Source organism: uncultured Pelagibacterium sp. (assembly GCF_963972885.1).
Taxonomy (GTDB): domain Bacteria; phylum Pseudomonadota; class Alphaproteobacteria; order Rhizobiales; family Devosiaceae; genus Pelagibacterium; species Pelagibacterium nitratireducens.
The window spans coordinates 1-24,395 of sequence record NZ_CAXAXY010000038.1 but is presented as its reverse complement, the minus strand read 5'-3'; the positions used below and the strand labels follow the sequence as shown (position 1 = coordinate 24,395).

General features: G+C 62.6%; 29 protein-coding genes and 1 pseudogene. 17 read left to right on the top strand and 13 right to left on the bottom strand.

The features are described from left to right. Positions 1-359: pseudogene (locus tag AACZ55_RS08365) on the top strand (potassium/proton antiporter); the annotation flags it as partial. Here the strand turns inward: AACZ55_RS08365 and AACZ55_RS08360 are convergent. Further along, positions 350-910: a flavin reductase family protein gene (locus tag AACZ55_RS08360; protein WP_339645125.1), complete on the bottom strand. Its 561-nt coding sequence runs from the start codon at positions 908-910 to the stop codon at positions 350-352. The pseudogene AACZ55_RS08365 and the gene AACZ55_RS08360 sit on opposite strands and share 10 nt — an antisense overlap. Before the next feature lie 111 nt (positions 911-1,021). On the opposite strand from AACZ55_RS08360, the gene AACZ55_RS08355 reads away from it, so the two are divergent. The 4 genes from AACZ55_RS08355 (at position 1,022) to AACZ55_RS08340 (ending at position 5,262) form a co-directional block, all read left to right on the top strand. Next, positions 1,022-1,714: a metalloregulator ArsR/SmtB family transcription factor gene (locus AACZ55_RS08355; RefSeq protein WP_339645122.1), complete on the top strand. Its 693-nt coding sequence runs from the start codon at positions 1,022-1,024 to the stop codon at positions 1,712-1,714. Between the two features lie 113 nt (positions 1,715-1,827). Continuing rightward, the gene (locus tag AACZ55_RS08350) at positions 1,828-2,760 is read left to right on the top strand and encodes a VOC family protein (protein WP_339645119.1); all 933 of its coding nucleotides are present in this window, start codon (positions 1,828-1,830) and stop codon (positions 2,758-2,760) included. A gap of 3 nt (positions 2,761-2,763) precedes the next feature. After that, the gene (locus AACZ55_RS08345; RefSeq protein WP_339645116.1) at positions 2,764-3,372 is read left to right on the top strand and encodes an alpha/beta hydrolase; all 609 of its coding nucleotides are present in this window, start codon (positions 2,764-2,766) and stop codon (positions 3,370-3,372) included. A 45-nt stretch (positions 3,373-3,417) separates the two neighbouring features. Next, a complete protein-coding gene (locus tag AACZ55_RS08340; RefSeq protein ID WP_339645114.1) occupies positions 3,418-5,262 on the top strand; it encodes a GGDEF domain-containing protein in 1,845 nt (614 codons plus the stop codon). On the opposite strand, the gene AACZ55_RS08335 is transcribed toward AACZ55_RS08340, so the two are convergent. Beyond that, the gene (locus AACZ55_RS08335) at positions 5,259-5,552 is read right to left on the bottom strand and encodes a GNAT family N-acetyltransferase (protein ID WP_339645111.1); all 294 of its coding nucleotides are present in this window, start codon (positions 5,550-5,552) and stop codon (positions 5,259-5,261) included. The genes AACZ55_RS08340 and AACZ55_RS08335 overlap by 4 nt on opposite strands. A 130-nt stretch (positions 5,553-5,682) precedes the next feature. Between AACZ55_RS08335 and AACZ55_RS08330 the strand changes: the two genes are divergently transcribed. Continuing rightward, positions 5,683-6,054, top strand: coding sequence for a RidA family protein (locus AACZ55_RS08330; RefSeq protein ID WP_339645128.1), 372 nt, complete (start codon positions 5,683-5,685; stop codon positions 6,052-6,054). Between the two features lie 132 nt (positions 6,055-6,186). Here AACZ55_RS08330 and AACZ55_RS08325 read toward each other — a convergent pair whose 3' ends face one another. Together AACZ55_RS08325 and AACZ55_RS08320 are read right to left on the bottom strand one after the other, a co-directional pair. Then, the gene (locus AACZ55_RS08325; RefSeq protein ID WP_339645108.1) at positions 6,187-7,095 is read right to left on the bottom strand and encodes a VOC family protein; all 909 of its coding nucleotides are present in this window, start codon (positions 7,093-7,095) and stop codon (positions 6,187-6,189) included. A 56-nt stretch (positions 7,096-7,151) separates the two neighbouring features. Continuing rightward, positions 7,152-7,934 (bottom strand): GntR family transcriptional regulator, encoded by a 783-nt coding sequence (locus AACZ55_RS08320; RefSeq protein ID WP_339645105.1) that lies wholly within the window; start codon positions 7,932-7,934, stop codon positions 7,152-7,154. Positions 7,935-8,181: 247 nt separating this feature from the next. Here AACZ55_RS08320 and AACZ55_RS08315 point away from each other — a divergent pair, with 247 nt between their 5' ends. Beyond that, entirely contained in the window at positions 8,182-9,657 is a 1,476-nt protein-coding gene (locus AACZ55_RS08315) for an NAD-dependent succinate-semialdehyde dehydrogenase (protein ID WP_339645102.1), read from the top strand. 92 nt (positions 9,658-9,749) lie between these two features. Next, positions 9,750-10,286 carry a thermonuclease family protein gene (locus AACZ55_RS08310; protein WP_339645099.1) on the top strand — a complete coding sequence of 179 codons (537 nt, stop codon included), beginning with the start codon at positions 9,750-9,752 and terminating at the stop codon, positions 10,284-10,286. Here the strand turns inward: AACZ55_RS08310 and AACZ55_RS08305 are convergent, their stop codons facing one another. Beyond that, positions 10,287-10,499: a SlyX family protein gene (locus AACZ55_RS08305; RefSeq protein ID WP_338609211.1), complete on the bottom strand. Its 213-nt coding sequence runs from the start codon at positions 10,497-10,499 to the stop codon at positions 10,287-10,289. A 13-nt stretch (positions 10,500-10,512) separates the two neighbouring features. Continuing rightward, on the bottom strand, positions 10,513-10,905 hold the full coding sequence (locus AACZ55_RS08300) for a GNAT family N-acetyltransferase (RefSeq protein ID WP_338609213.1): 393 nt from the start codon (positions 10,903-10,905) through the stop codon (positions 10,513-10,515). Positions 10,906-11,089: 184 nt separating this feature from the next. Between AACZ55_RS08300 and AACZ55_RS08295 the strand changes: the two genes are divergently transcribed. From AACZ55_RS08295 to AACZ55_RS08285, 3 genes are all read left to right on the top strand, one after another. Continuing rightward, the gene (locus AACZ55_RS08295; protein WP_339645092.1) at positions 11,090-12,049 is read left to right on the top strand and encodes a PfkB family carbohydrate kinase; all 960 of its coding nucleotides are present in this window, start codon (positions 11,090-11,092) and stop codon (positions 12,047-12,049) included. 65 nt (positions 12,050-12,114) lie between these two features. After that, positions 12,115-12,684 (top strand): hypothetical protein, encoded by a 570-nt coding sequence (locus AACZ55_RS08290; protein ID WP_339645090.1) that lies wholly within the window; start codon positions 12,115-12,117, stop codon positions 12,682-12,684. Between the two features lie 184 nt (positions 12,685-12,868). Continuing rightward, complete coding sequence (locus AACZ55_RS08285; protein WP_339645087.1) at positions 12,869-14,209, top strand: MFS transporter; 1,341 nt, start codon at positions 12,869-12,871, stop codon at positions 14,207-14,209. Between the two features lie 100 nt (positions 14,210-14,309). Here AACZ55_RS08285 and modB read toward each other — a convergent pair whose 3' ends face one another. The 4 genes from modB to eda all read right to left on the bottom strand — a co-directional run bounded on the left by modB (position 14,310) and on the right by eda (position 16,800). Next, complete coding sequence (gene modB / locus AACZ55_RS08280) at positions 14,310-14,993, bottom strand: molybdate ABC transporter permease subunit (protein WP_338609220.1); 684 nt, start codon at positions 14,991-14,993, stop codon at positions 14,310-14,312. Next, positions 14,990-15,721 (bottom strand): molybdate ABC transporter substrate-binding protein, encoded by a 732-nt coding sequence (gene modA / locus AACZ55_RS08275; RefSeq protein WP_339645083.1) that lies wholly within the window; start codon positions 15,719-15,721, stop codon positions 14,990-14,992. Before modA ends, modB begins: the two co-directional genes overlap by 4 nt. A 68-nt stretch (positions 15,722-15,789) precedes the next feature. After that, positions 15,790-16,164 carry a winged helix-turn-helix domain-containing protein gene (locus tag AACZ55_RS08270; protein ID WP_339645080.1) on the bottom strand — a complete coding sequence of 125 codons (375 nt, stop codon included), beginning with the start codon at positions 16,162-16,164 and terminating at the stop codon, positions 15,790-15,792. After that, positions 16,165-16,800: a bifunctional 4-hydroxy-2-oxoglutarate aldolase/2-dehydro-3-deoxy-phosphogluconate aldolase gene (gene eda, locus AACZ55_RS08265; RefSeq protein ID WP_339645077.1), complete on the bottom strand. Its 636-nt coding sequence runs from the start codon at positions 16,798-16,800 to the stop codon at positions 16,165-16,167. A 222-nt stretch (positions 16,801-17,022) separates the two neighbouring features. On the opposite strand from eda, the gene nadA reads away from it, so the two are divergent. Continuing rightward, positions 17,023-18,090 carry a quinolinate synthase NadA gene (gene nadA / locus AACZ55_RS08260; RefSeq protein ID WP_339645074.1) on the top strand — a complete coding sequence of 356 codons (1,068 nt, stop codon included), beginning with the start codon at positions 17,023-17,025 and terminating at the stop codon, positions 18,088-18,090. 25 nt (positions 18,091-18,115) lie between these two features. Next, the gene (locus tag AACZ55_RS08255; protein ID WP_338609226.1) at positions 18,116-19,705 is read left to right on the top strand and encodes an L-aspartate oxidase; all 1,590 of its coding nucleotides are present in this window, start codon (positions 18,116-18,118) and stop codon (positions 19,703-19,705) included. Positions 19,706-19,724: 19 nt separating this feature from the next. Here the strand turns inward: AACZ55_RS08255 and AACZ55_RS08250 are convergent, their stop codons facing one another. Together AACZ55_RS08250 and AACZ55_RS08245 are read right to left on the bottom strand one after the other, a co-directional pair. Beyond that, the gene (locus AACZ55_RS08250; protein ID WP_338609227.1) at positions 19,725-20,000 is read right to left on the bottom strand and encodes a DUF2277 domain-containing protein; all 276 of its coding nucleotides are present in this window, start codon (positions 19,998-20,000) and stop codon (positions 19,725-19,727) included. 181 nt (positions 20,001-20,181) lie between these two features. Further along, positions 20,182-20,667 carry a helix-turn-helix domain-containing protein gene (locus AACZ55_RS08245; RefSeq protein ID WP_338609229.1) on the bottom strand — a complete coding sequence of 162 codons (486 nt, stop codon included), beginning with the start codon at positions 20,665-20,667 and terminating at the stop codon, positions 20,182-20,184. 117 nt (positions 20,668-20,784) lie between these two features. Between AACZ55_RS08245 and AACZ55_RS08240 the strand changes: the two genes are divergently transcribed. Then, positions 20,785-21,315, top strand: a complete 531-nt coding sequence (locus AACZ55_RS08240) for a dihydrofolate reductase family protein (RefSeq protein WP_339645069.1) — start codon at positions 20,785-20,787, stop codon at positions 21,313-21,315. Positions 21,316-21,407: 92 nt separating this feature from the next. Here the strand turns inward: AACZ55_RS08240 and AACZ55_RS08235 are convergent, their stop codons facing one another. After that, on the bottom strand, positions 21,408-21,833 hold the full coding sequence (locus tag AACZ55_RS08235) for a hypothetical protein (protein ID WP_338609233.1): 426 nt from the start codon (positions 21,831-21,833) through the stop codon (positions 21,408-21,410). Between the two features lie 132 nt (positions 21,834-21,965). Between AACZ55_RS08235 and AACZ55_RS08230 the strand changes: the two genes are divergently transcribed. From AACZ55_RS08230 to AACZ55_RS08220, 3 genes are all read left to right on the top strand, one after another. Next, positions 21,966-22,769 carry a creatininase family protein gene (locus AACZ55_RS08230; RefSeq protein ID WP_338609235.1) on the top strand — a complete coding sequence of 268 codons (804 nt, stop codon included), beginning with the start codon at positions 21,966-21,968 and terminating at the stop codon, positions 22,767-22,769. Beyond that, on the top strand, positions 22,769-23,671 hold the full coding sequence (locus AACZ55_RS08225) for a LysR family transcriptional regulator (RefSeq protein WP_338609237.1): 903 nt from the start codon (positions 22,769-22,771) through the stop codon (positions 23,669-23,671). The genes AACZ55_RS08230 and AACZ55_RS08225 overlap by 1 nt, the downstream gene beginning before the upstream one ends. Before the next feature lie 4 nt (positions 23,672-23,675). Further along, positions 23,676-24,395, top strand: a 720-nt coding sequence (locus AACZ55_RS08220) for a DUF1007 family protein (RefSeq protein ID WP_339645066.1), incomplete at its 3' end; no start/stop codon positions are given.

The following is a 24,395-nucleotide window of genomic DNA, read 5'->3' as shown; positions in this document are numbered from 1 at the left end:
CGCTCGTTGCGCTCAAGGATGCCTATGACGCCCAGATCGGGCCCAATGTTTCGCTGGAGAAAACCATTGGCGACTATATGCGCGAGCGGCTGGGCGGGACGGCGGAAATCGGCGACCGCGTGGCCATCGGGGCGCTCGAGCTGATCGTGCGCGAGGTCGATATCGAGGGCGAGGTGTCCGAAGCCGGGCTGGCCATCGACCAGGACGCCCAGAAAGCCCGCGTACCCGTGTTCATGAGCGGGCGGGAACTCAAGGCGTTCGTCCGGGCCAAGCTCAACGAACGGCGGACCAAAAAGACCAGCCGGAAGATCGAGGCGCAACAGGCCGCCGAGCCTGCTGCCGATCGCTCTCAGGACTGATCGAGACCCTTGTAGCCGCGCCGGTGCCATATGAGCGGGGCGCGATCGGGGAAGGAGCGGGTGTGGGTGACGATGCCGGCGTAGAGGGTGTGGGTGTCCAAAACGATTGCGCCGGCCAGGACGCAATCGAGACTGGTGACGGCGCCGGAAAGCAGGGGCTGACCCGAGGGCCAGAGCTGCCAGTCGTCGACCGCAAAACGATCGTCGGGTCCCCAGCCGGCAAAGGCGTCCGCGACCGATTGCTGGTCCTCTGCGAGAACCGAGAGCGAAAAGCGGCCGGCGGCGTCGATGGTGCGGGCCAGATCGGTGTCGCGGGTGATGGAGACGACGACGGCGGGCGGCTCGGCGCTCAGCGAGAGCATGGCGGTGACGGTGCGGCCGTACTGGCTGTCGCCCGAACGGGCGGTCACGACAGTGACCGATGCGGCCAGCGTGCTCATGGCGCTGGTAAACTGGGATGCGGGCACCGCGTCGGCGGCGGCGGGGTGGTCGGCCAGAGCGAGGGCAAGGGCCGGGCTGGCCGGCGGCAATTTGATGTTCGGTTTTGTCATTTCAGGGCTGTTCGGAGCGCCGATCGGTGTAGAGAAACCGGCAGGGCTTGATCTTGCGACCCGGTCTCTGTATTTTCCAAGTAAGTGCTTTCTAAATGTCGCTCCGGAGCCATGTCAAGCAGCAAACCGGTTATTGAAAATTCGCCCCCCTTGCCCGAGGCCGCAACCTGGTCTCCGCGCAATGCGGCCGAGCGCGTCCTGTTCCACCTCAAGATGCACGGAGACAAGACGGCCGGCGAGTTGGGCCGGGCGCTTGGAACGTCGGGGGAAGCGGCGCGCCAGCAATTGGTGCGGCTGTCCGAGGACGGACTTGTGGAAAGCTGGAGCCAGTCGCGCGGGGTGGGGCGGCCGTCCCAGTTCTGGCGCCTGACGGCGGCGGGACAATCGCGGTTTCCCGACACCCATGCGGCGCTCACCGTCGAGCTTTTGGGTATCGTGGGCGACACGCTGGGGGCCGAGGTGCTCTCGCGGATCATCGATGCGCGCGAGGAGCGCACCAAATCGGTCTATCACGCGGCGATGAGCGATGCGGGCGGGCTGGGCGAGCGGGTGGCTCGGCTGGCCGATCTGCGCTCGGCCGAGGGGTATATGGCCGACTGGGAGCCCGATGGCGAGGGCGGCTATGTGCTTTATGAAAACCATTGCCCGATCTGCGCGGCGGCGACGGCTTGCCAGAATTTCTGCCGGGCCGAACTGGCGGTATTCCGCGATGTATTGGGGCCCGGAGCGAAGGTGGAGCGCACCGATCATATCGTTATGGGCGCGCGGCGGTGTGCGTATCGGATTTCCCCCGCCGGGGACTGATCGTTCGGCAATATCGAATAATGAATGAACCATAGTCCGGATTATCCGGACCGGTGGCTGGACTATATTGGTCTCCAACAGAGCCCGGAGGGGCCTTAACCGGAGATCGGATCATGCTCAACCAGATCAGGGGCCTGCATCATGTGACGTCGATGTCGCGCGATGGCGATGCCAACAATCACTTCTTTACCGATACGCTCGGTCTGCGCCGGGTCAAAAAGACCGTCAATTTCGACGAGCCTTCGGTCTATCATCTCTATTATGGCGACGAGGCGGGAACGCCGGGGTCGGTGATGACCTATTTCCCGTTCCCCCATATCATCCGCGGCCGCCCCGGCACCGGCGAAGTGGGCGAGACGGTGTTTTCGGTGCCTGAGGGCAGCCTTTCGTTCTGGAAGGAGCGCTTTGCCGAAAAGGGCGTTGGCGGGGTGATTTCCGAAGAGGCGTTCGGGGAAAACCGTCTGCGGTTTACCGCCGTCGATGGCGACAGTTTCGCGCTCGTGGAAGCCAAGGGCGACGCGCGGGCCCCCTGGACCGGCGGAGCGGTGGCCGGGGACGAGGCGATCCGTGGTTTTGCCGGGGCCAGCTTGCGGCTTGGCGACAGCGGGGCGACCGAAGAGCTGCTCAAATTCATGGGGTATGAACACGCCGACACCTCCAAGGGAATCAAGCGGTTCGTGATTCCGGGCGGCAATGGGGCCGATATTATCGATTTGCAGACCCTGCCCAACATGCCGCGCGGCGATCTGGGAGCCGGATCGGTGCACCACATCGCCTTTGCCGTCGACGATCGCGAAGCCCAGAAGGCGGTGCGTCAGGCGCTGCTCGACACAGGGTATCAGGTGACCCCGGTGATCGATCGCGATTATTTCTATGCGATCTATTTCCGCACGCCCGGTGGCGTTCTGTTCGAGATCGCGACCAATGAGCCCGGTTTCGACAAGGACGAGGACACCGCCCATCTGGGCGAGGCGCTCAAACTGCCCAGCCAGCACGAACATCTGCGGGCGTGGCTGGAAACCCATCTGCCCGAAATAAAGGACTGACCGATGAGCGAAACCTATTTCACCAAGGAGCATGCCGGGCAGGGGCCGGCTGCTCCCACGCTCGTGCTGCTGCATGGCACGGGGGGCGACGAGAACCAGTTCTTCAATCTGGGGCGGCAATTGCTGCCCCAGGCCCGGCTGGTCGCCATACGGGGCGATGTGTCCGAGGGTGGAGCGCTGCGCTATTTCAGGCGGACCGGTGAGGGCGTTTACGACATGGACGACCTTGCGGTGCGGACCGAGAAGATGGCGGGGTTCCTGAAGGGGCTGAAGTCGGATGGCCCGCTGATCGGGCTCGGCTATTCCAATGGCGCCAATATTTTGGCCTCGGTGATGATGGCCCATCCCGAACTGATTGATGCGAGCGTGCTCATGCACCCGCTGATCCCCTGGACTCCCGAGCCGGTGCACGGGCTTGCAGAGCGGGACGTGCTGATTACGGCGGGGCGGCGAGACCCGATCTGCCCGGCACCGCTCACCCAGGCGCTGGCCGACTGGTTCGGCGCCCAGGGAGCGGCGACGAAGATCGCCTGGCATGAGGGCGGTCACGAAATCGTGCAGGCCGAACTGGCGGCCACCGCGGAATTTCTCGCGGACTTCAATCATGGGTAACAGAGCGTAAACCACTGGCCCGATACGGTTTTGTGGTGCCGGCGCATGAGTGCGCCGGCGCTGTTGGGGGCAAAGCGGGCGATGATGAAATCGCTGATTGGACGACTGGCCGGACCGAGTTTGCGCACACGGGTCCTTTGGCTCGTGCTTGCTGCGCTTGTGCTTGTGGGCCTTGCCGGCTGGTTTGCCATCAACCGCATCATCGACTCCCTGACGCTCCAATTTGGCACCATGATCGCCGAACGGCAGGTCCAGTATGACCGCTATCGCGGCATGGCGGCGCTGAGCCGGGAAATTTCGCTGGCCGAGGCACTCAGCCGTTCTCCGGTCATGGTCGACTGGTTCGCCGACGAACAGAACCCCGAGCGCATGGCGCGCGGGCTGGCCGAAATGGAGCACTACCGGAGATCGTTTACGGACCAGAGCGTTTTCCTGGTCGTCAACGCTTCGGGCAATTACTATTTCAACGACGCCCAGAACAGTTTTGGCGCGGATCCCTACAGCTACACTCTGGAGCCGTCCCTGCAGCGCGATGCCTGGTATTACGCGACGCGGGAGCGGCGCGAGGGGTGTCATCTCAACGTCAATGTCGACGAGGGGCTCAGGCTCACCAAGGTCTGGATCAACTGCCTGGTCAACAGGGGCGGGGAAGTTCTGGGCATGGTGGGCACCGGGCTCGATCTGACCGATTTCATCCGCGAGGTGGTCGATTTGCCCCAGCCGGGCGTCGATTCGATCTTTGTCGATCAAGGCGGCGCGGTGCAGGCACACCGGGATGCTTCGCTCGTCGATTTCCGCTCGATCACCAAGGACATCGCCGAAAAGACGACAGTGTTTTCACTTGTCGATACCCTTGAAGACATGGCGCTGTTGCGGGCCATGATGAACGGGGCGATGGAGGCCCCCAACCAGATTCGCACTGCGACGCTGACCATGGGGGGCATGCCCAAGCTGGTCGGGGTGGGCTATCTCGATCACATCGGTTGGTACAACATCACGGTGATGGACCTCGATGCCATCATTGACCGGCAAATCTTTTTGCCCGTCGGGTTGGCCGCCATCGCGATCCTTTTGGCGGTGGGGCTGGCGCTGAGCTGGATTTTCCGCATCGCGGTGCTCGACCGGCTCGCAAAGGTGGAGGGCGGGCTTGTCGCCCTGCGCGAGGGCAGGCGGGCGGTGATGGAGCCCGATCGCAGCGCCGACGAAATCGGCAGGCTGTCGCGCACGCTGATCGAAATGTCCGATACGATTACCGATGCGCGGCTGAGCCTTGAGAGCCAGGTGCGCGAGCGCACCGAGCAGCTCCAGTCACTGGTCAATCTCGACGCGTTGACCAAGATCGACAATCGGCGCGGGTTCGAGGAAAAGTTCATCGTCAATCGTCGCCGGGAGGACGATGCCAGCCGGATCAACGGGCTGATGCTGATCGACGTCGACAACTTCAAGGCCGTCAACGATACCGCGGGCCATTCGGCGGGCGACCAGGTGGTGATCGAGGTGGCCCGGCGCCTCAAAGCGTCACTGCGGCGCGTGGATGTCTGTGCGCGGTGGGGCGGAGACGAGTTCATCGTTCTGGTGCGCGACTGCTCGCCACAGGGGTTGTCCCAGATCGCCAACGCGCTCACCGACATGATGCGCCAAATGCCGGTGGTTCTCTCGGACGGAGAGCGACTGGCGGTGACCATCAGTATCGGCGCGGTGCTCGTGCTGGTCGAGGACAGCCTCGAGCTTGCCACCGAAATGGCCGATGCGGCGCTCTACAGGGCCAAGGAAGAGGGCCGCGACCGGGTGGTGCTGTTCGAGCGCGAGATGGCCATGGGCCAGGACGCCGACGACGATGCGACCGATGACCGAACGGTCGCGCAGGCGATCGACAGCGAGGCCGTCTAGACCAGCAGGTCGTCCCAATCGGGATGGCGGCGGAACTGCACGGCCACATAGGGACATTGCGGGACGATCTTGAAATTGCCCTCACGCGCATCGGCAACGGCGCGCTTGACCAGTTGCAGGGCAATGCTGCGGCCCTCGAAGGCGCGCGGAACGCCGGTGTGGGTGATGATGATCGAGCGGTCCGGTCGGCGCAGATAGGTCATTTCGGCCTGCGCGCCCCCGTCAAGGTCGGCCCAATAGCGTCCATGGTCGCCGTTCACTGTGTGGTGGATGTCGAGATCGATGGCCATGGCGTGTTCCTTACAAGCGCTTCGGTGTGAGCGTAACGCACAAGAGATGGTTCCGGTTGACGGCAAGAGCAAGGCTTTGCACTCTCTTGCCCGATATCAAGGAGTTCCCATGAGCCTGCCCATCCATCACATGATCGAGCGCGGCCCGCGTCCGGTCGCCCCGTTTTCCCATGCCGTCGAGGCCGATGGCTGGGTGTTTGTCACCGGACAGATGCCCACCGATCCCGACGCCCCCGATGCGCCGCTGCCCGAGGGCATCGTGGCGCAGACGCGGCGGGTGATGGACAATCTGGCAATCGTGCTGGGCGGGATCGGGTTGTCGCTTGAAAACATCACGATGGCGCGGATTTATCTCACCGCCTTCGAGCGCGACTACGCCGAGATGAATGCGACCTATCAATCATATTTCGAGCCCGGAAAACTACCGGCCCGGACGACAATCGGGGTGACCGGGCTGGCGGTTGGGGCGCTTGTCGAGATCGACCTCATCGCGCGCCGCTGAGTTCGGTGAGGGCGGCCTGCAAATGGCAGTCTTTTGCGCTTCCGGTGCTCACGTACCCGAAAGCACGCTCCGCTCCGGTTCTCAAAGACTACCATTTTCGGCTCACCCTGACCTAACTCTCCACCACACGGCCTAAGCGAGTAGAACACGCAGGCGGTTGCCGGCGGGGTCGCGGGTTTCGATGCCGGTTTCGATGTCCTCGACGTCCGATCCGGCGGTGATGAGGCGGTCGCGAATTTCCGAGAGGGTTTTTGCGTCGGGGACGACGATTTCGAACCAGCGCAGGCCCGATGCGCCGACGGGGGGCATTGCGGGATTGCGGCCGGCCCAGATGTTGAAGGCCAGAATGTGGGGAGCATAATCGAGATTGACGTCGCCCATGCCGTAACGGCGCGAGAGAAGCTGGCCGGCAAAGCCGATCTGGTCGCGGTAAAAGCCCATGGCGGTATCGAGATCGTCCACATGGACGTGGACGTGTCCGATGCGGGTGCCCTCGGGCATGGGGGCGAACGGGGTTTCGTCGCCGTCGAGTTCGGCCATAAGGCCGGGCACGTCGATGGGCTCGCGGCCCGAATGGGTTTTGCCGTCCGGGGTTACGGCCATCAGTTCGTCATGTTCGACGAATTTTCCGCGCCATGGGGTTTCGAAGGTGATTTCGATGCCGTTGCCGTCGAAATCCCACAGGTAAAGCGCCTCGGAGACCAGATGGTCGGTGGGGGAGATGCGAATGCGGGCGGTGATGGCACGGTTGAGCATGCGGGCGAAATCGCGGCGCGTGGGAACGTGAATGGCGACGTGGTAGAGCCCGACGGTATGGGGGACGACCGGCCCGTCGGCGCCGGTTTCGAGCACAACAAGCACCTTGCCGCCAGCGCCCAGTTCGAGCCGGTCGGGTGTCCGGTTTATCAGGGTCAGTCCGACAACATCGCGCCAGATGGACAGGGCGCGCTCGGGGTCGGTGACGGCAATATGGATCTGTCCCAGACGGGTCCGGGTGGGAACCAGAAGCGGCGTTGCGACGCTGGGTCCGGTGTCGAGCATGGCATTATCTCCGTGGCCGTTTGTTGCCATCAAGATAACCCCGGGACGCGTTCCGATTAAGTGGACGGAACGCGACGGATTGTTGCCAAATCGCGAATAACGCCGGATGGGGCGGGGCCGCGACTGGCGGCGCGGGAGACGAAAAGTTCGGGATGACGGTCGGCCAGGGCTTCGGTTTCGCTGATCATGCCATCGAGATGAACATGCATGGCGCGGGCTGCCCGGTCGCCTTTTCCGGCCTTTATCTCGGCGGCGATATTGGCGTGTTCTTCGATGCCGACGGCGATGCGGCGGATGGTGTTGGTCATCTGCCGGGCCCGATCGAGATTGTTGCGGGCGGTATCGACGACAGCCTTCATGCGCCTGTAGTCCAGCGCACCCAACAGCTCATCGTGAAATTCCAAATCGAGACGATGGAAGGTCTGCCGGTCCTCGTTGCGGGCGCTTTCGCGCTGGGCCTGAACATTGGCTTCCAGCCGCTCGATGAGACCGGGTGGGCGGTGGGAGGCGAGCGTGCGAACCGCCTCGCCCTCGAGGGCCTTGCGGATGAAGATGTATTCCTTGATGGCGCCGAGCGAGAGGAAGGACACCACGGTGCCGCGTTGGGGAAGGATATCGAGCAGTCCTTCGGATTCCAGTCGTGCAAAGGCTTCGGCCACCGGGGAACGCGAGACGCCGAGCCGGGCACAGATCTGAGCTTTGTCGAGCATGGTGCCGGGGGGCAGGCGGAGTTCGATGATGGCGTTGCGCAATTGCGCGGCCACTCTGGCGGCCATGGACCCACGCGGCATTTCAGCCGAACTGGAAAGAAAGGAATAGGTCGTTTCGGCGGTATCCATTCGGCCCGTCGTCAAATCGGCATTGCTCGTAATTATAACAGTTTTGTCGAACCTGACTAGCGAAACCGCAACCATTGCGTTGCTGTTGCCATTGGGCAATTTGAGGCGTTCAATCGCAAAAACACTCAGGATCATTTCACCGTTTCCTGGAAGCGGCGCAATGATCCCGGTCCTGGTTCTGTCGCGTTTGCGGACCGGACAAGTGGACTGCACGTATCCTGGAAACGCTCTTTTAAGGAGGCTCCCGATGACCCTGACATCCGCGCTCACCGATCGGCTCAAGGAACCGCGGCTGATTGCAGCCGGCGGCTTTATCAACGGCAAGTGGAACACGGTCTCCTCGCGGGGGAAGGTGTTTCGGGTTGCCAATCCGGCAACCGGTGAGGTGCTGGCGCAGATTCCCGACCTTTCGACCCATGCAACGCGCGAGGCGATCGATGCCGCCCATGCGGCACAGCCGGGCTGGGCGGCAAAATCGGCAAAGGAGCGGGCCGATCTGCTCAAAAGCCTGCATCGGCTGATGGTGGAAAACGCCGACGACCTGGCCACCATCCTGACGCTGGAAATGGGCAAGCCCTGGAAGGAAGCGCGCGGGGAAATTCTTTACGGCGCCAGCTTTATCGAATGGTTCGCCGAGGAGGCGCGGCGCGTCTATGGCGATACGATCCCCGGGCACACCGCCAACACCAGAATCAGCGTCATCAAGCAGCCGGTGGGGGTGGTGGGGGTCATTACGCCCTGGAATTTCCCCAACGCGATGCTGGCGAGGAAACTGGCGCCGGCCCTGGCGGCGGGATGCACTGTGGTCTCCAAGCCCGCGTCGGAAACTCCGCTTTCGGCGCTGGCGATTGCACGGCTGATGGAATGGGCGGGATTTCCGGCCGGGGTGCTCAACATCGTGCCGGGCACGGACTCGGCGGCCATCGGGCAGGAATTGTGCGCCAATCCCAAGGTCGCCAAGATATCCTTTACCGGCTCGACCAATGTGGGAAAGATCCTGATGCGGCAATGCGCGGACGGGATCAAGCGCATGAGCATGGAACTGGGCGGGAACGCACCGTTCATCGTGTTCGATGACGCCGATGTCGATGCAGCGGTCGCGGGGGCCATGGCATCGAAATTCCGCAATGCGGGGCAGACCTGCGTTTGCGCCAACCGGGTCTATGTGCAGGCGGGTATCCATGATGCGTTCGTGGCGCGGCTCAAAGACAAGATGGCCGAGCTCAAGCTTGGCAATGGCATGGACGATGGGGTCGAGTTGGGCCCGCTGATCACCGACAAGGCGGTGGGCAAGGTCGAAGAGCTTGTGGGCGACGCGAGGGAAAAGGGTGCCGATGTGGTCATGGGCGGGGCTGCGACCGGGGAGCGGACCTTTTATCCGCCCACGCTTCTGGTTGGAGCGACCAGCGAGATGCGGCTGGCGCGCGAGGAGATTTTTGGCCCGGTGGCGCCGGTGTTCAAGTTCGAAACCGTCGATGAGGCGATCGAGTTGGCCAATGCCACCGAATTCGGGCTGGCGGCCTATTTCTATGGCAAGGACATATCGCGAGTGACCCGCGTCGCCGAGGCGCTGGAATACGGGATCGTGGGGATCAATACGGGGATGATTTCGACCGAGGTGGCGCCGTTCGGCGGGGTCAAACAGTCGGGGTTCGGCCGGGAAGGCTCCAAATACGGGATCGAGGATTATCTCAACATCAAATATCTCTGCCTTGCCGTGTAAGTCCTAACGGTAGATCGCCCAGCTTGGCGCTTACGGCCCGTTAGAACCTGTTGGCTATCGTCTGCCGTAAAGGGCGTGGAGACGATTCGGCGATGCGGGTGAGAGCGAATTTCGGGCGGGCGCGGTTTACGGCGCAGCCGCGGCGGCGGGTGCCGATGGTGCTCGAGCCGCTGGTTGCGCTGATCGCGGTGGCGGCACTGGGCTGGGTGGCGATCGAGCGGGGCTATGTCGAGGTTCCCGGGTTCGAGGTGCCGGAGGCGGCTTCAGGCTACGAGACGGTCGTGCACCATTTCTCGCTGTGCGCGGGGAGCGGGGGGACCTGCGTGATCGATGGGGATACGATCCGGATCGAGGGGCAATCGGTGCGGATTGCCGATATCGATACGCCCGAAGTGCGCGATTACGGCTGCGCCGAGGAAAAGGCGCTTGGCGACCGGGCGACGCTTCGGATGCTCGAACTGGTCAATGGGGGCGGGTTCACCATGACGCTCTGGGATCATCGCGACGCCGACATGTACGGGCGCAAGCTGCGAGTGCTCGAACGCGACGGGCAATCGCTGGGCATGATGCTGGTCGCCGAGGGGCTGGCGCGCCGCTGGGGTGGCGCGCGCCAAAGCTGGTGCAGCTGATCAATAATGGGGCGGCGGGGGCTCGGCCTTGCCGGTGCGGGCAAGCTGTTCGACGGCGGCGATCTGGTCGTCGATCATGGCGAGCTGGCGCTTGAGCCTGTCGATTTCGCGCCACTGGCCGGTGATGACGGCGCTTAGCTCCTCGATGGTCTGGTCCTGATGGGCCAGACGCTCTTCGAGGGCGATGAGCCGTTGTTCATGGTTTTCGGCCATTGTTGCGTCGTCCTTAGTCGATGGTCAAAACCCCGGCGTCGGTGGGCTTGAAGCCGCAGGAGAGGTAGAAATCGCGCAGATGGGGCTCGAAGTCCACATGGACTTTCTGCAATCCGCGCTTGCGGGCGACCTTGAGGGCCGCTTCGACCATGGACTGGCCGATCCCGTGGTCACGGAAATCGGGGTGTACGCAGGCATCGACCAGAAACCCGTGAATGCCGCCATCCCAGGCCATGTTGGTAAAACCGATGATGCGGTCTCCAAGATAGGCGCCGACATGGGTGAGGCTGCGGGTGAGAATGGACTGGAAATCGGAAACTCCATCGATCTCCCACGTGGCCCGCCAGAGATCGGAGAGTTCGCGCTGGCTGGGAAACGGATCGATCCGTACGTCGACGACGTCCATGACAATTCCTCGTGCTAAAAATGGAAAAAGTATCAGGGGCACAATGCCCCGGCCCGGCAAAGGTTGCAGGCGCGGTCGCGGGTATCGCTGTGTGCGCCGTTCGGTGCGTAAACATCTGCTCATGATCTTGGCGGATGCCCAGAGGTTCTGTAAACAGGCCGGGCCTTGAGACGGGGAGGACGCGATGTTCGTGGTTGCAGGGGAAAGCCTTATCGATCTTGTCGCCAGACCGCATGAGGCGGGCGCGGCGATGGAAATGAGCGCCCATGAGGGCGGGTCGCCCTACAATTGCGCCATTGCGCTGGCCAAGCTGGGCCAGAAATCGGGGTTTTTATGCCCGATCTCCAAGGACACGTTCGGCGATCTGCTGATGGGGCCGCTCAATGATGCCGGGGTCGTGCCGCTGATTTCCGAGCGGTCCGACTGCAATACGACGCTGGCGGTGGTGACGCGCAATGCCAAAGGGCTGCCAGCCTATGCGTTTTATCGCAAGGGTACCGCCGAGCGCGATATCTCGCGCGAGAAACTGATGGCGGCGCTGCCCGAGACGATCGATGTGTTCCAGATCGGGGGGTTCTTGCCGATCGAGGCAGAGGATGCGCAAATCTGGCTCGATGTGGTCGGGGAGGTGGCGGCGCGCGGCGCGGTTCTTTCAATCGATCCCAATGTGCGCCCGTCGCTGATTTCCGATTTTGTCGGGTACAAGGAACGGCTCGGCGCGTTTCTCGATCTTGCCCATATCGTCAAGGTCTCCGACGAGGATCTTGCGGCGCTCGATGGGTCGATGAGCATCGAGGCGCACGTAAAAAGTTTGCTGGCCCGGCCCAATGTGGAACTGGTGGTGGTGACGATGGGCGAGGAGGGCTCGCGGGCCTTTACGGCATCGGCCGAGGCGAAAGCGCCGATCCATCGGCCGGCGGTGTTCGGGGATACGGTTGGGGCAGGCGACAGTCTGATGGCCGGGGTGCTTGCGGCACTTGCCGACCGCGACGGGTTGGCCGTGGGGCGGCTTGGGGCGCTCGATGGAGAGGCGCTTGGCGAGGTGCTGGCGTTCGGGGCGGTGACGGCGGGGCTCAATTGCGGATTTGTGGGGTGTCATCCGCCGAGCCGGGCCGAGGTCGAGGCTGTATTGAAAAGCGCCTGAACGGCATATTGCCGCCCGATTGTTGCAACAGGTTTGACCCCGAAATTCCACAAGGACCCATTGCCATGAAAAAGCTGCTGGCCGCTCTCGCTCTGGTCTCGCTCGGTGCCACGCCCGTCATGGGCCAGGCGATCAGCGAATATACGCAATACGACCTCGATGCCGACTGCAACCTGATCGACCGCGCGCCCGACAATGAAGGCGAGTGGGCCGATTTCGTGTGCACGGGGCATGCGGGATATCCGTTCGTTCTGCGCTCTTCGGACGGGAGGGACAGCGTTACATACGGCTTTGCCACGGAGTCCGGCATGGCGACGTTCGCGCCGTTCAATTACGCCCATGACACCGTGGAATGGCGGGTGCGGATCGACCGGAACACCGAGCGGCCCGTCGCGGCGATCCAGCGCTGGTTCATCGCCGACGCGATGGGCGACTGGACGCGGCAGCTTCTTGTGGTCTCCAAGGTGGGGCAGCCCGACGGCGGCGGGGCGTGCGCAATGGCCTATGTCGCCGCTACGGAAGGCGCCAACGAGCGGGCGCGGCGACTGGCCGACGAGTTGATCGACGGGTTCGAATGCGGCAGCACCGCTCCAACCGTCGAGGATGGTGTCCGCGACATCGTGGGTGAGCGTTAGGTTGCTTGGAGATTCGGGTGATGGTGGCCTGACCCAACTCTCCACACAACCTACGATCGACATCCATTTAAGATAATGCTGTCGGGACGGGGTGAGGCGCAGCGTCCTTGGGGTCAAGCGTTTGGTGATTGCCGATGGGTGCCGCCGGACGTAATGTCGCACCTCGAACGATCCGGACACGGCCATGACCCCATTTCATCAGATTTTGGGCAACAATCTGGTTGCCAATATCACGAACTTTACGGTGTGGTTCGCGATCACCTTCTGGATCTTCATCGAGACCCAGTCGGTGTTTGCGACCGGCATGATCGCCGGGATCTATCTGGTGTTCACGGCGGCTTTCGGGTTCTGGCTGGGCTCGATCGTCGACCACAATTCCAAGCGCATAGCGATGATGGGATCGAGCCTTGTCTCGTTTCTTTTTTATGTCGCGGCGCTGGTGATGCTGCTGGCCGAACCAGCGGGCGCGTTCACCGATCCGTTCGGCCCCTATCTGTGGGTGTTCGTCCTGCTGGTCATGCTCGGCGTGATCGCGGGCAATATCCGCTCGATTGCGCTGCCGACGCTGGTGACCATCATGATCGCCGAGGACGAGCGCGACAAGGCAAACGGGCTGGTGGGGATGGTGACGGGCATCGGGTTTTTGACCACTTCGGTGATCTCGGGGTTCCTTGTTGCCTGGGGCGGGATGTGGCTGGTGCTTATCCTGGCGCTGGCGTCCACGATACTGGCGTTCGTTCATCTGGGATTTCTGCGGGTCAATGAAGGCCGCCCGGTGCCGGTCGAGGGGGAAATCCAGCCGCCGCGCACAGTGGATATCGCTGGCACGATAGCGATCATCGCGGCGGTGCCGGGGCTGTTTGCCCTGATCTTTTTCGCCACCTTCAACAATTTCCTCGGCGGCATCTTCATGGCGCTGCTCGATGCCTATGGGCTTTCGCTGGTTTCGGTCGAGGTCTGGGGGCTGCTGTTCGGGGTGCTCTCGACGGCGTTCATCGTTTCGGGGATCGTGATTTCGCGCACCGGGCTGGGCAAAAATCCTCTGCGCACGCTGCTGCTGGTCAACCTTATCACATGGTCGGTGTGCTGCGTTTTCACGCTGCAATCCTCGATCTGGCTTCTGACGGCGGGGTGTTTCGTGTGGATGTTCATGGCGCCCTATGCCGAGGCGGCCGAACACACAACGCTGCAAAAGGTGGTTCCGCTGGAGCGGCAGGGGCGGGTGTTCGGGTTTGCCCAATCGGTCGAACAGGCGGCCTCGCCGCTGACGGCGTTCCTGATCGGGCCCTATACCCAGTTCGTGGTGATCCCGTTCATGACCGACGGACAGGGCGCGCAAACGATTGGCGGCTGGTTCGGCACCGGGCCTGATCGCGGCATTGCGCTTGTGTTCACGGTGGCGGGGCTGATCGGGGTGCTGGTGACCATTCTGGCGCTCAATTCGCGGCCCTACAAACGGCTTTCGGCCTTTTACGCGGGGGCGCCGGACAGCACGGAAACCGCAGAGGGGCCAAAACCGGCTTAAGCTCGTTGCGCCGTTTCACGGAAACCGTGCAACTATTTAAGTCTTTGTTTTGTCGCGCTTCCGAACCGGATAAGTGGTTTCCACTTATCCTGGAAACGCTCTAAGGCTGGATGCGGGACACCGCTCGGTCGACGCTCATGGTCAGGGCCAGCGCCACGAAGGCAAAGACCAGCATGGCGAAGGCGATTATGTGCGCTTCGGTCCAGCGGAGCTGTTCGACGTAATCGAAAATGGCGATGGAGAGCACCTTGGTCTGGCCTGGAATGTTGCCGCCGATCATCATCACCACGCCGAATTCGCCCACCGTATGGGAAAAGCCGAGCACGGCTGCGGTGAGATAACCGGGGCGGGCAAGGGGCAGGATGACCAGAGCAAAGGCCTTTCGAAAGTCGAGGCCGAGGGAGTAAGCCGCTTCGAGCGGGCCGGGGCCGATGGCGGCAAAGCTGTTGCGCAGCGGCTGGACGACGAAGGGCAGCGAATAGAGCACCGAGCCGATGACCAGGCCCGGGAAGGTGAAGGCGAGGCTGCGCCCGCCCCAGAGCGGGGCCAGCCAGCCGCCCGGACCGGCGGTGCCCAAAAGGATGAGCATATAAAAGCCCAGAACGGTTGGCGGCAGAACGAGCGGCAAGGCGATCAGCGCGTTGACGATGATCGTCCAGCGCGATTTCGAGCGGGCCAGCCACCAGGCGAGGGGCGTGCCGATGACCACGAGGATGAGGGTGGTGACGAAGGCCAGCGAGAGGGTGAGCCGGATGGCCGGCCAGATTTCCCAGAACAGTGTCATTGCTCGATCGTCCCGTAGCCATCGGATCGGATGATGGTTCGGGCGGGGTCGGTGACAAGAAAATCGAGGAATGCGATAGCGGGCTGGTTGTCGGCGTCGAGCAGCACGGCGTCCTGAGTGATGGGGGTGTGAAGGTCTTCGACCACCCAGCGTGACCCATCGGTGCGCCCGGCGACCTGGGAGAGCGCGACGAAGCCAAGTTCAGCATTTGCGGTGTCGACGAACTGGTAGGTTTGGGAAATATTCTGGCCGATGACCAGCTTGCCGGCGAGCGCTTCTGTGAGATTTAGAGCCTCGAGCACTTCCATTGCGGCAGCGCCATAAGGGGCGGCGGCGGGTTCGGCGATGGCGAGGTGGGTGAAATTTCCCTTCAGGCTTTGCGGGCCGGTGACCAGATCGGGGAGGGTGGAAAACAGGACCAGCTTGCCCACCGCGTAGGTGAAACCGCTGCCCTCTGTGGCCAAGCCTTCGTCAAGAAGGCGCGCGGGCGTGGCGGCGTCGGCCGAGAGGAACGCGTCGAAGGGGGCACCTTGGGTGATCTGGGCGTAGAGCTGGCCGGTGGAACCGAAGGAAAAGGCGATTTCGCTGCCGGTTTCAGCCGTGAAAGCGGCGCCGAGTTTTTGGGCTGTAGCGGTGAAATTGGCGGCGACGGCGATCCGGGCGTCTTGCGCCGAGGCAGGCCCCGATGCAGCGAGGATCGCAAGCGTGGCGATGGGAAGGCGAAGCAAAAGTGACCCTCGATATGTTTATCCAGACATATCGATTTCTGGCATGAAGCGGGTGTGAAAGGCAATGGCTAGGGTTTTGGGGGCGTGCGTCGGACGAGGGTGCGCAGGGCCTCGACGTCGGGTTCGATAGCGGCCCGGGTCTTTTGTTCGATGGCGCGGTAGCGGAAAAGGAGTTCGCGGCCCGCTTCGGTGAGATGGGCGCCGCCCTGCGCCTTGCCACCGCGGGTGGTTTCGACCAACGGGGTGCCCGCCCCATCGTTGAGCGCTTGAACCAGGGTCCAGGCGCGCTTGTAGCTCATGGACATGGCCTTGCCGGCGGCGCTGATCGAGCCGGTTTTTTCGATTCCCTCGAGCAGGTCGGCCCGGCCGGGGCCGATGTAGAAGTTTTCATCGAGCACGATCCGCAGATGGCCCAGGCCGGAAGCGGGAATGGGCCGTTTCATCTATTGGGCGAGGCTGGCCGCTTCGCGGGCAAGCGCCTCGATCCTGTCGAAATCGCCGGCGGCGATGGCATCGGCGGGAACGACCCAGGAGCCGCCAACGCAGATGACGTTGGAAAGGCCCAGATAGATTTTCGCATTTTCGATATCGATGCCGCCTGTGGGGCAGAACATGATGTCGGGCAGGGGCGAAGCGAAGGCCTTGAGCACGGGCGTTCCACCCATGGCTTCGGCGGGGAAGAATTTGAGATAGCTATAGCCCATCAGCGAGGCGGCCATGGCTTCGGTGGGCGAGGCGATGCCGGGTAGCAGAGGGATCGAGATATCCTCGGCCGCTTCGAGCAGCGCCAGCGGCGCGCCCGGCGAGACCATGAACTGGCAGCCGGCGTCGCGGGAGGCTTTCATATCCTTTTTGCGGCGCACGGTGCCCGAGCCGACGATTGCGCCTTTGACCTTGGCCATTTCTTCGATGACCTTGAGCGCATTGGGTGTGCGCAGGGTGATTTCGAGGTTGGGCAATCCGCCGGCCACCAGCGCTTCGGCGAGATTGCGGGCGCTCGAGACATCATCATGGATGATGACCGGCACCACGGGCGCCGCCGAAAGGATGGATTTGAGCGTTGCTGCGTCCTGGGCCATGGCGATCTCCAACTAAAGTCCTATGGGTTCTCCGTGCTCTAGCACGGGCTTTATTGAATTGGGAACGAAAACTCCCTAAGTCATCCAGGCTTGAAGAGCCTGGATGATCCAGGATTTGTTTTGTCGCGTTTCCGAACCGCAAAAGTGCCGCCGACTTTTGCTGGAAACGCTTCTGCCGCAGGTCGCTTGCGGCCATGTCGATGCAGGCGGGGGAGCCCGAACATGATCCAGCAGATCAACGCCCTGACACCGATCGAAGAGGCGCGGGCCGTTCTGGCCGCCGATTTCGATCTGAAATTTTCCAAGGCGATTGAAACCGAAACGCGTCCGGTTTTCGAGAAGGTCAAGGATCGGATCCCCGAGATCGAATGGCCGTTCTATGCGCCGCTGATATTCCAGATCAATAAACTCAAGCGCGAAAAAAACGCCGTGATCCTGGCGCACAATTACCAGACGCCGCAGATCTTTTACGGTGTCGCCGATATCGTGGGCGACAGCCTGCAACTGGCCATCGAGGCGACCAAGGTCGAGGCCGAAACCATCGTGCAGTGCGGCGTGCACTTCATGGCCGAGACCTCCAAACTGCTCAACCCGTCCAAGCGCGTTCTGATCCCCGACAGCCGGGCAGGATGCTCGCTGGCCTCTTCGATCACGGCCGAGGATGTCCTGGCCATGCGGGCGCAATATCCGGGCGTGCCGGTGGTGACCTACGTCAATTCATCGGCGGCGGTGAAAGCTGTGACCGATGTCTGCTGCACCTCGTCCAATGCGCTCGAAATCGTCGAGGCGGTCGAGGGCGACACGGTGATGATGATCCCCGACCAGTTTCTGGCGCAGAACACGGCGAAAAAGACGAAAAAGAAGATCGTCACCTGGGCAGGCGCGTGCGAGGTGCACGAGACCTTTACCGCCGACGATATCGCAGAATTGCGGGCCGCCTATCCGGGCGCCAAGATCATCGCCCATCCCGAATGTCCGCCCGAGGTGATCGATGCCGTCGATTTTGCCGGCTCGACGTCGGGGATGATCGATTGGGTCAAGACCGAGCGGCCTGCCAAGGTGGTGATGGTCACCGAATGTTCGATGAGCGACAATGTGGCGGCGGAAACCGAGGGTGTCGCGTTCCTGCGCGGCTGCAACATCTGCCCGCACATGAAGCGCATCAATCTCGAAAATATCCTCTGGAGCCTGCACACGGGCACCGAGGAAGTGACGATTGCCGAGGAACTGATGGAGCCGGCGCGGGCGGCGGTCGAGCGGATGATCGAATTTTCGCGGCCGAAGAACTAGCGCTGGTTCTCGGGGGGGCATTTTCTTGGACATTTTCGACAACGTCTTTAACGCCGAAGGCGTGGTGATTGTGGGGGCGGGGCTGGCGGGGCTGTTTTGTGCGCTCAAGCTGGCGCCGCGGCCGGTGACCGTGCTTTCGCCCATGCCGCTGGGTTCTGGAGCGTCATCGGCCTGGGCTCAGGGCGGGGTGGCGGCGGCGGTCGGTGCGGGCGATAGCGCGCAGGCCCATGCAGCCGATACCGAAATGGCAGGGGCGGGGATCGTCGATCACGGGGTTGCCGAATCGGTGACCGGGGAGGCGGCGGCGCGGATCGAGGATCTGGCGCGTTGGGGCACCCCGTTCGATCGCGATGGATTGGGGCAGTTCATTTTATCGCGCGAAGCTGCCCATTCGGCCAACCGGGTGGTGCGGGTATCGGGGGACCGCGCCGGGCACGCCATCATGCAGGCGATCATCGCCAAGGTGAGGGCCACGCCCTCGATACGGGTCGTCGAGGGGATTACCGCCGTCGATCTGGCCCATGCGGACGGGCGGATCGTCGGGGTGTTCTGCAGGCGGCTGGGGGATCGCTATGTGGAACCTGTGTTCATCCGGGCGCGGGCGACGGTTCTGGCGGCAGGCGGTTTGGGCGGGCTCTATGCGGTGACCACAAACCCGCCCTCGGTGCGGGGGCACGCCATGGGTATGGCGGCGCGGGCCGGAGCGGTGATTGCCGATCCCGAATTCGTGCAGTTTCACCCGACAGCGATTTTGACCGGGCGCGATCCGGCGCCGCTGGCGACCGAGGCGTTGCGGGGGGAGGGGGCGATCCTGGTCAACGATTTAGGCGAGCGGTTCATGGCCGATATTCATCCCGATGCCGAACTGGCGCCGCGCGATATCGTGGCGCGGGCCAATTTCCGACAGATCAAGGCAGGGCGGGACGTGTTTCTCGATACGCGGGCGGCGCTGGGGGAAAAAATTCTCACGGCCTATCCCACGGTCGCCGACTATTGCCGCATGGCGGGGATCGATCCGGTTGCCGAGCCGATCCCGGTGACGCCGGCGGCCCATTATCACATGGGCGGGGTCAAGGTGGACGAGGATGGACGGTCTTCGCTTCCCGGGCTCTGGGTGTGCGGGGAGGCGTCGTGCACGGGGTTACACGGGGCAAACCGGCTGGCGTCGAACTCGCTGCTCGAAGCGATCGTTTATGGTGCGCGGATTGCCGAGGACATCTCGGGACTGGAGCCGCAGCGGCGACCGCTGCCCGACTTTGCCGGCATCGCCTGGGATGCCGAAAAGGGCGCGCGGGCCGAGGAGGTGTTGCGCAACCTCAGGGCGGTCAAGGATCTGCGGGCCATCATGAGCAATGATGTGGGGGTGGAGCGCGATGCGGCCGGGCTTAAACGGGCGCTGCGCGGGCTTTTGGAGCTTGAGAACACCGCGCTGGAAGTCACCCGCGCCTATCTCAACATGGTGACGTCGGCGACACTGGTCGCGGCGGCGGCGCTCAAACGCACCGAGAGCCGTGGCGGGCATTTTCGCACCGATTTTCCGCAAACCGGCGATGGATGGCAGGTGCATACTGAAATGACGCTGGCCGAGGCGCGGGCGATCAGGGCCGAGGCGTGAGGACTGCGGTCAATACGGTTCAGGCAGGGCGCGCATAGCGCTCGCTTGCCCGCTCGCGGGCCTTGGCGGCAACGATCTCGCGGTTTTTGGGCGGGGCGTTGGTGTCCATGGTAGCGAGCAGCTTGCGCACGGATTTCTCGATCTCTTCGACTGCTTCATGGAAGGCGGCTTCGTTGACCTTCGACGGCCGGGTGGTGCCGGAAATCTTGCGCACGAACTGAAGCGCGGCGTCGTGCATCTCGTTTCTTGTGGCGGGCGGCTCGAAATTGAACAGCGGCTTGATGTTGCGGCACATGGGTGCTCTCCTTTGCTGGCAGTCGAGTGTTGCACCGGGGCTGGGGCGATGCAAACGCAAGGGGGGCCAAGATTGCGTGGGGGTGATTGTTGGGGAGCGATACGCTTAAGAGCAAACGGGCAGGTTTCGACGTCTTGGGCATTCGACCATGACATCGGACCCCCTGATCGCTACTATTGTTCTAAGCGGAAATCGCGGCCTCATATGCTGCCTGCATCTTCGCCAGAGCGGAAAACTCAGGCGCAGGCGAACCCAGATGGATGTGCCGCAACTCGGCCATGAACTCTGCCCAAAGCTGAGGGCCACCCTCCTCCAGAACGCGTGCCCGTTGTGAAAGCTCGAATGAAGGAAGTGCGTGTCTTATCCCCCAGCTTCCCATGAAGGCCATCAGGGGCACCAGTTCGATCGCGCTTTCAGTCAAGCTATAGAGAATTCTCTGCTTGTGGCCGGGATCAGAAGCGCGTGTGAGCATTCCATTGGTAGTGAGACGCTGCAAGCGGTCGGACAGAATGTTGGACGCAATGCCTTCCGTACTTTCGCTCAGAAATGATCGGAAGCTCCGGCGGCGACCGCCAAACATAGCATCACGCAGAATGATAAGGCTCCACCGATCACCGAAGTTTTCGAGGGTGAGGTTGATTGGGCATCCTGAGCGTCGAACTCTCATTGAACTCAAAACCGATTGCAAAATAGGGATGGTTTTCGCCTTGGGCTGACTGCTACCACAGTTTCGGTAACAATTGAACGTGGCGTGACGCGATGTCTGCCAATTGGGAGGCACGAGATGGCCAAGCTTTTCTTTGGAATGAACCAGTCGCTGGACGGCTACGTGGACCATGATCGGATGACGCCGCCTAGTCCCAAGCTGTTTCGTCACTTCGTTGACCAGACGGACAGCCTTGCCGGCAGCCTTTATGGCCGCCATCTTTATGGGCTCATGAGCTATTGGGACCAAGACCAACCAGGCTGGGATGCCGATCATCATGCCTTTGCGAAAGCATGGCGCAAAGCGCCTAAATGGGTGGTGTCTAGCACGCTGCAAACTGTCGGGCGCAATGCCACGATCCTCGGTCCCGACCTCGAAGCGGAAGTGCGCCGGTTGAAGGCTGAGGCGCAAGGAGAGATCGAAGTTGGCGGACCCAAGCTTGCGCAACGCCTGACCGATTTGGGTCTGATCGATGAATACCGGATTTACCTCCACCCAGAGGTACTAGGACACGGCACCCCATTTTTCGCTGCCGCCCGACCCCCCCTGCGCCTGGCCGGCAGTGAGCAGATTGATGACCTTGTAATCCGGCTTAGCTACATCCCCTAAGGTCTGTTTTCCTGGCTCGGTCGCCATAGCAGTCCTTCAACTTCCCACCCCAAAGCCGCCCCCAGCGCCGGCCTGTGACGGACCCGCTTGCGCTAAAACCTGAGCACTTCGATGATGCGCTTGAGGGCCTTGCGCAGGTGCTTGTGGCGTTTGTCGCCGAGGTCGTCGGCAAGGGTCTGCTCGAGGTGGGCCCAGTGGTCCTCTATGGACTGGCGCATGGCGTGGCCCTGTTGCGATAGGCGGGCGCCGGGTTCCATTTCCGGGCCTACGGCAAGGCGCAGCAGCAGGTCGCGGCCTTCGAGGCGGGCCAGTCTTGCGTCGAGCTGATCAGCGGGCAGACCGGTGAACCGGGCGAGCGCGTCGGTGGTTGTGCCGGCGGGATCGGCGAGACCGAGCAGGATGGCATCGTCGCCCGCTTCGAGCCCGCGCGCCGCGAGCGGGGCGAGCAGAGCCTGCCGGGCCAGATGGCCCGCTTCGATCAGACGGTAAAGGGTCGAGCCGGCAGCGGATTTGCTCATGGATATTGATCTAGCCAAAACCGGGGCTCGCGTCGAATCGCCTTTGGCGGGAAAGTTAATCAGGGGCCGCATTGCTTGTCCGCGCTCCTGGTGCGCTATAGGGTCGATATTACAAATTTTCGGGGATGCGCCTTGCCGCTGACTTTCGTAAACGACATCGACGCGCTTGCCGATGTGGCGGTCGGCAATGGGACTATCGCCATTCTGCCGGTTGGCGCAACCGAAGCGCACGGCCCCCATCTTCCCGTTTCGACCGATTGCGACATTGCCCAAGGTCACCTTAACGCTCTGGCCCGCTATCTCTCCAGTCCAATCGACGCAGTGGTGCTGCCCATCCAGCGCATAGGGGCGTCGCGCGAGCATATGTGGGCCGATGGGACGCAGAGCAGGGACGAAGGCGAGCTGATTGCCGAGTGGTTCGGTGTTGCCGGGGAATGGGCCAAGGCAGGCGGGAAACGGCTGGTGATCGTTTCGAGCCATGGGGGCAATACGCCGGTGGTCGAAAACGTGATCCTTAAAGCGCGGGCCGAATTGGGTATGCTGGCGGTCGGCACGGCCTGGATGCGGTTCGGCATGCCCGAGGGGCTTTTTGACGCGCATGAACGGAAATACGGCATCCATGGCGGAGCCATCGAGACGGCGCTGATGCTCCATTACCTCCCCCACACGGTGGATATGGGCGAAGCCGCCAACTTCTCATCGGCGCTCGAAACGATCGAGGCGGGGATGACCCATCTTTCAGCCTATGGGCGGCACCGGTTCGGGTGGTTGAGTTCGGACCTCAATCGGCTCGGCGTGGTTGGCGATGCGCGTGCCGGGAGTGCCCAAAAGGGTGCCGCGCTGGCCGATCACATCCTTGAAGGTTTTGCACAATTGCTTGACGATGTGGCCCGGTTCGACCTTTCTTGGCTCAGAGATTCGCCAAAGGAGCGTTAATGAGCCAGGATCTGGCCCGTATCAGGGCGTTCGTGCAGGTGTTCGATGCTGGAGGGTTTTCGGCCGCGGCGCGCATTCACGGCCGGTCCAAGGCGCTGCTCTCCAAATATGTCACCGATCTCGAGGATTATCTCGGGGCGCGGCTGATGAACCGCACGACGCGTAAGCTGAGCCTGACCGAGGCGGGCGAGGCCTATTATCGCGAGGTGCGGGAAATCCTCTCGCAGCTGGACGATCTGGATGCCACGATCACCGAGCAGACAGCAGCGCCGCGCGGCATATTGCGGGTGTCGGCGCCGCGCAATTTCGGGGAATCGACGCTGCTCGAACCGCTGTTCGAATTCACCCGCGCCCATCCGGACGTAACGCTCGATCTGCGGCTCGAAGACCGCATGGTCGATCTTGTCGAAGAGGGAATCGATGTGGCGCTGCGCATTTCGCGCATGTCGGATACCTCGCTGATCGCCCGCAAGATCGCGGAAACTTCGGTTTCGGTCTGCGCGACGCCGGAGGTGATCAAGGCGTATGGCGTGCCCAAAACACCCGAGGCGCTCAAGGGCGTGCCGTGCATCATCGATACCAACATGACCGGACAGGCCAATTGGCAGTTCGTCGATGAAGGCCGCACGATTGCCATTCATGTGGATGGGCCGGTTCGGGTCAATTCTCCCGCCGGTGCGCTGGTTGCGGCACAAAAGGGCCTCGGTTTCGCGCTACTGCCGAGCTTTCTTGCCGATTCGGCCATTGCCAAGGGGGAACTGGTGCCGGTGCTGACCGACTATCTGCCGCAACGTCCATTTTTGCAGGCGGTCTATCCGCACCGCAGGCATTTGTCGGGCAAGGTGCGCGCGCTTATCGATTTTCTCGTCGAATGGTTCGAAACCCACCCGGTCAATTCCTGATTCCATGGCCCGAAATTTTCTCAAAACGATAGGCGCCGGTTGCCTTGCCGCGCTGGTTGGATGGGGCGGCCCGGCGCTGGCTCATCCCCATGTGTGGATCGACGCGGCGGGCGAAGTGCTGTTCGAAGACGGCGCGATTGTCGGTATGCGGCATCACTGGACGTTCGACGAATATTTTTCCGCCTGGGCCATTCAGGGGCTCGATGCGGATGGAGACGGGGTGCTCACACCCGCCGAACTGCAGCCATTGGCCGAGGAAAACATCGAGGGGCTCGATTTTTATTCCTATTACACGTTCGGCGATCCCGAAGGCGCCGGCGGTTCTGCGGCGGTGGCCGGGGCGAGCGATCCGTCCATGGTCTATGAGGACGGGCGGGTGACGCTGACGTTTTCGATGAATTTTGCCGAACCGCAGTCGGTCGGGGGCATCTACGACATCGAGGTTGGCGATCCGGAATATTATGCGGCCTTTACGTTTCCAGAAGAGGATTCGGTGACGCTGGAAGGCGCGCCGGAGGGGTGCAGCGTGGTTTCCAAGGAGCCGCAGCCCATCGATCCCGAACTCGAGGAACGGCTGTGGATGCTGGGGCCGGACGTAACCGAAATTCCCGCCGATCTGCGCGAGGCGGCGCGGGCCATGGCCAATCTGGTGACGGTGAGTTGCCCCGGCGGCGTGCCGGCGACGGCGCTCGATGCGATCGGCGAGGCGACGACCCAGCGGCCG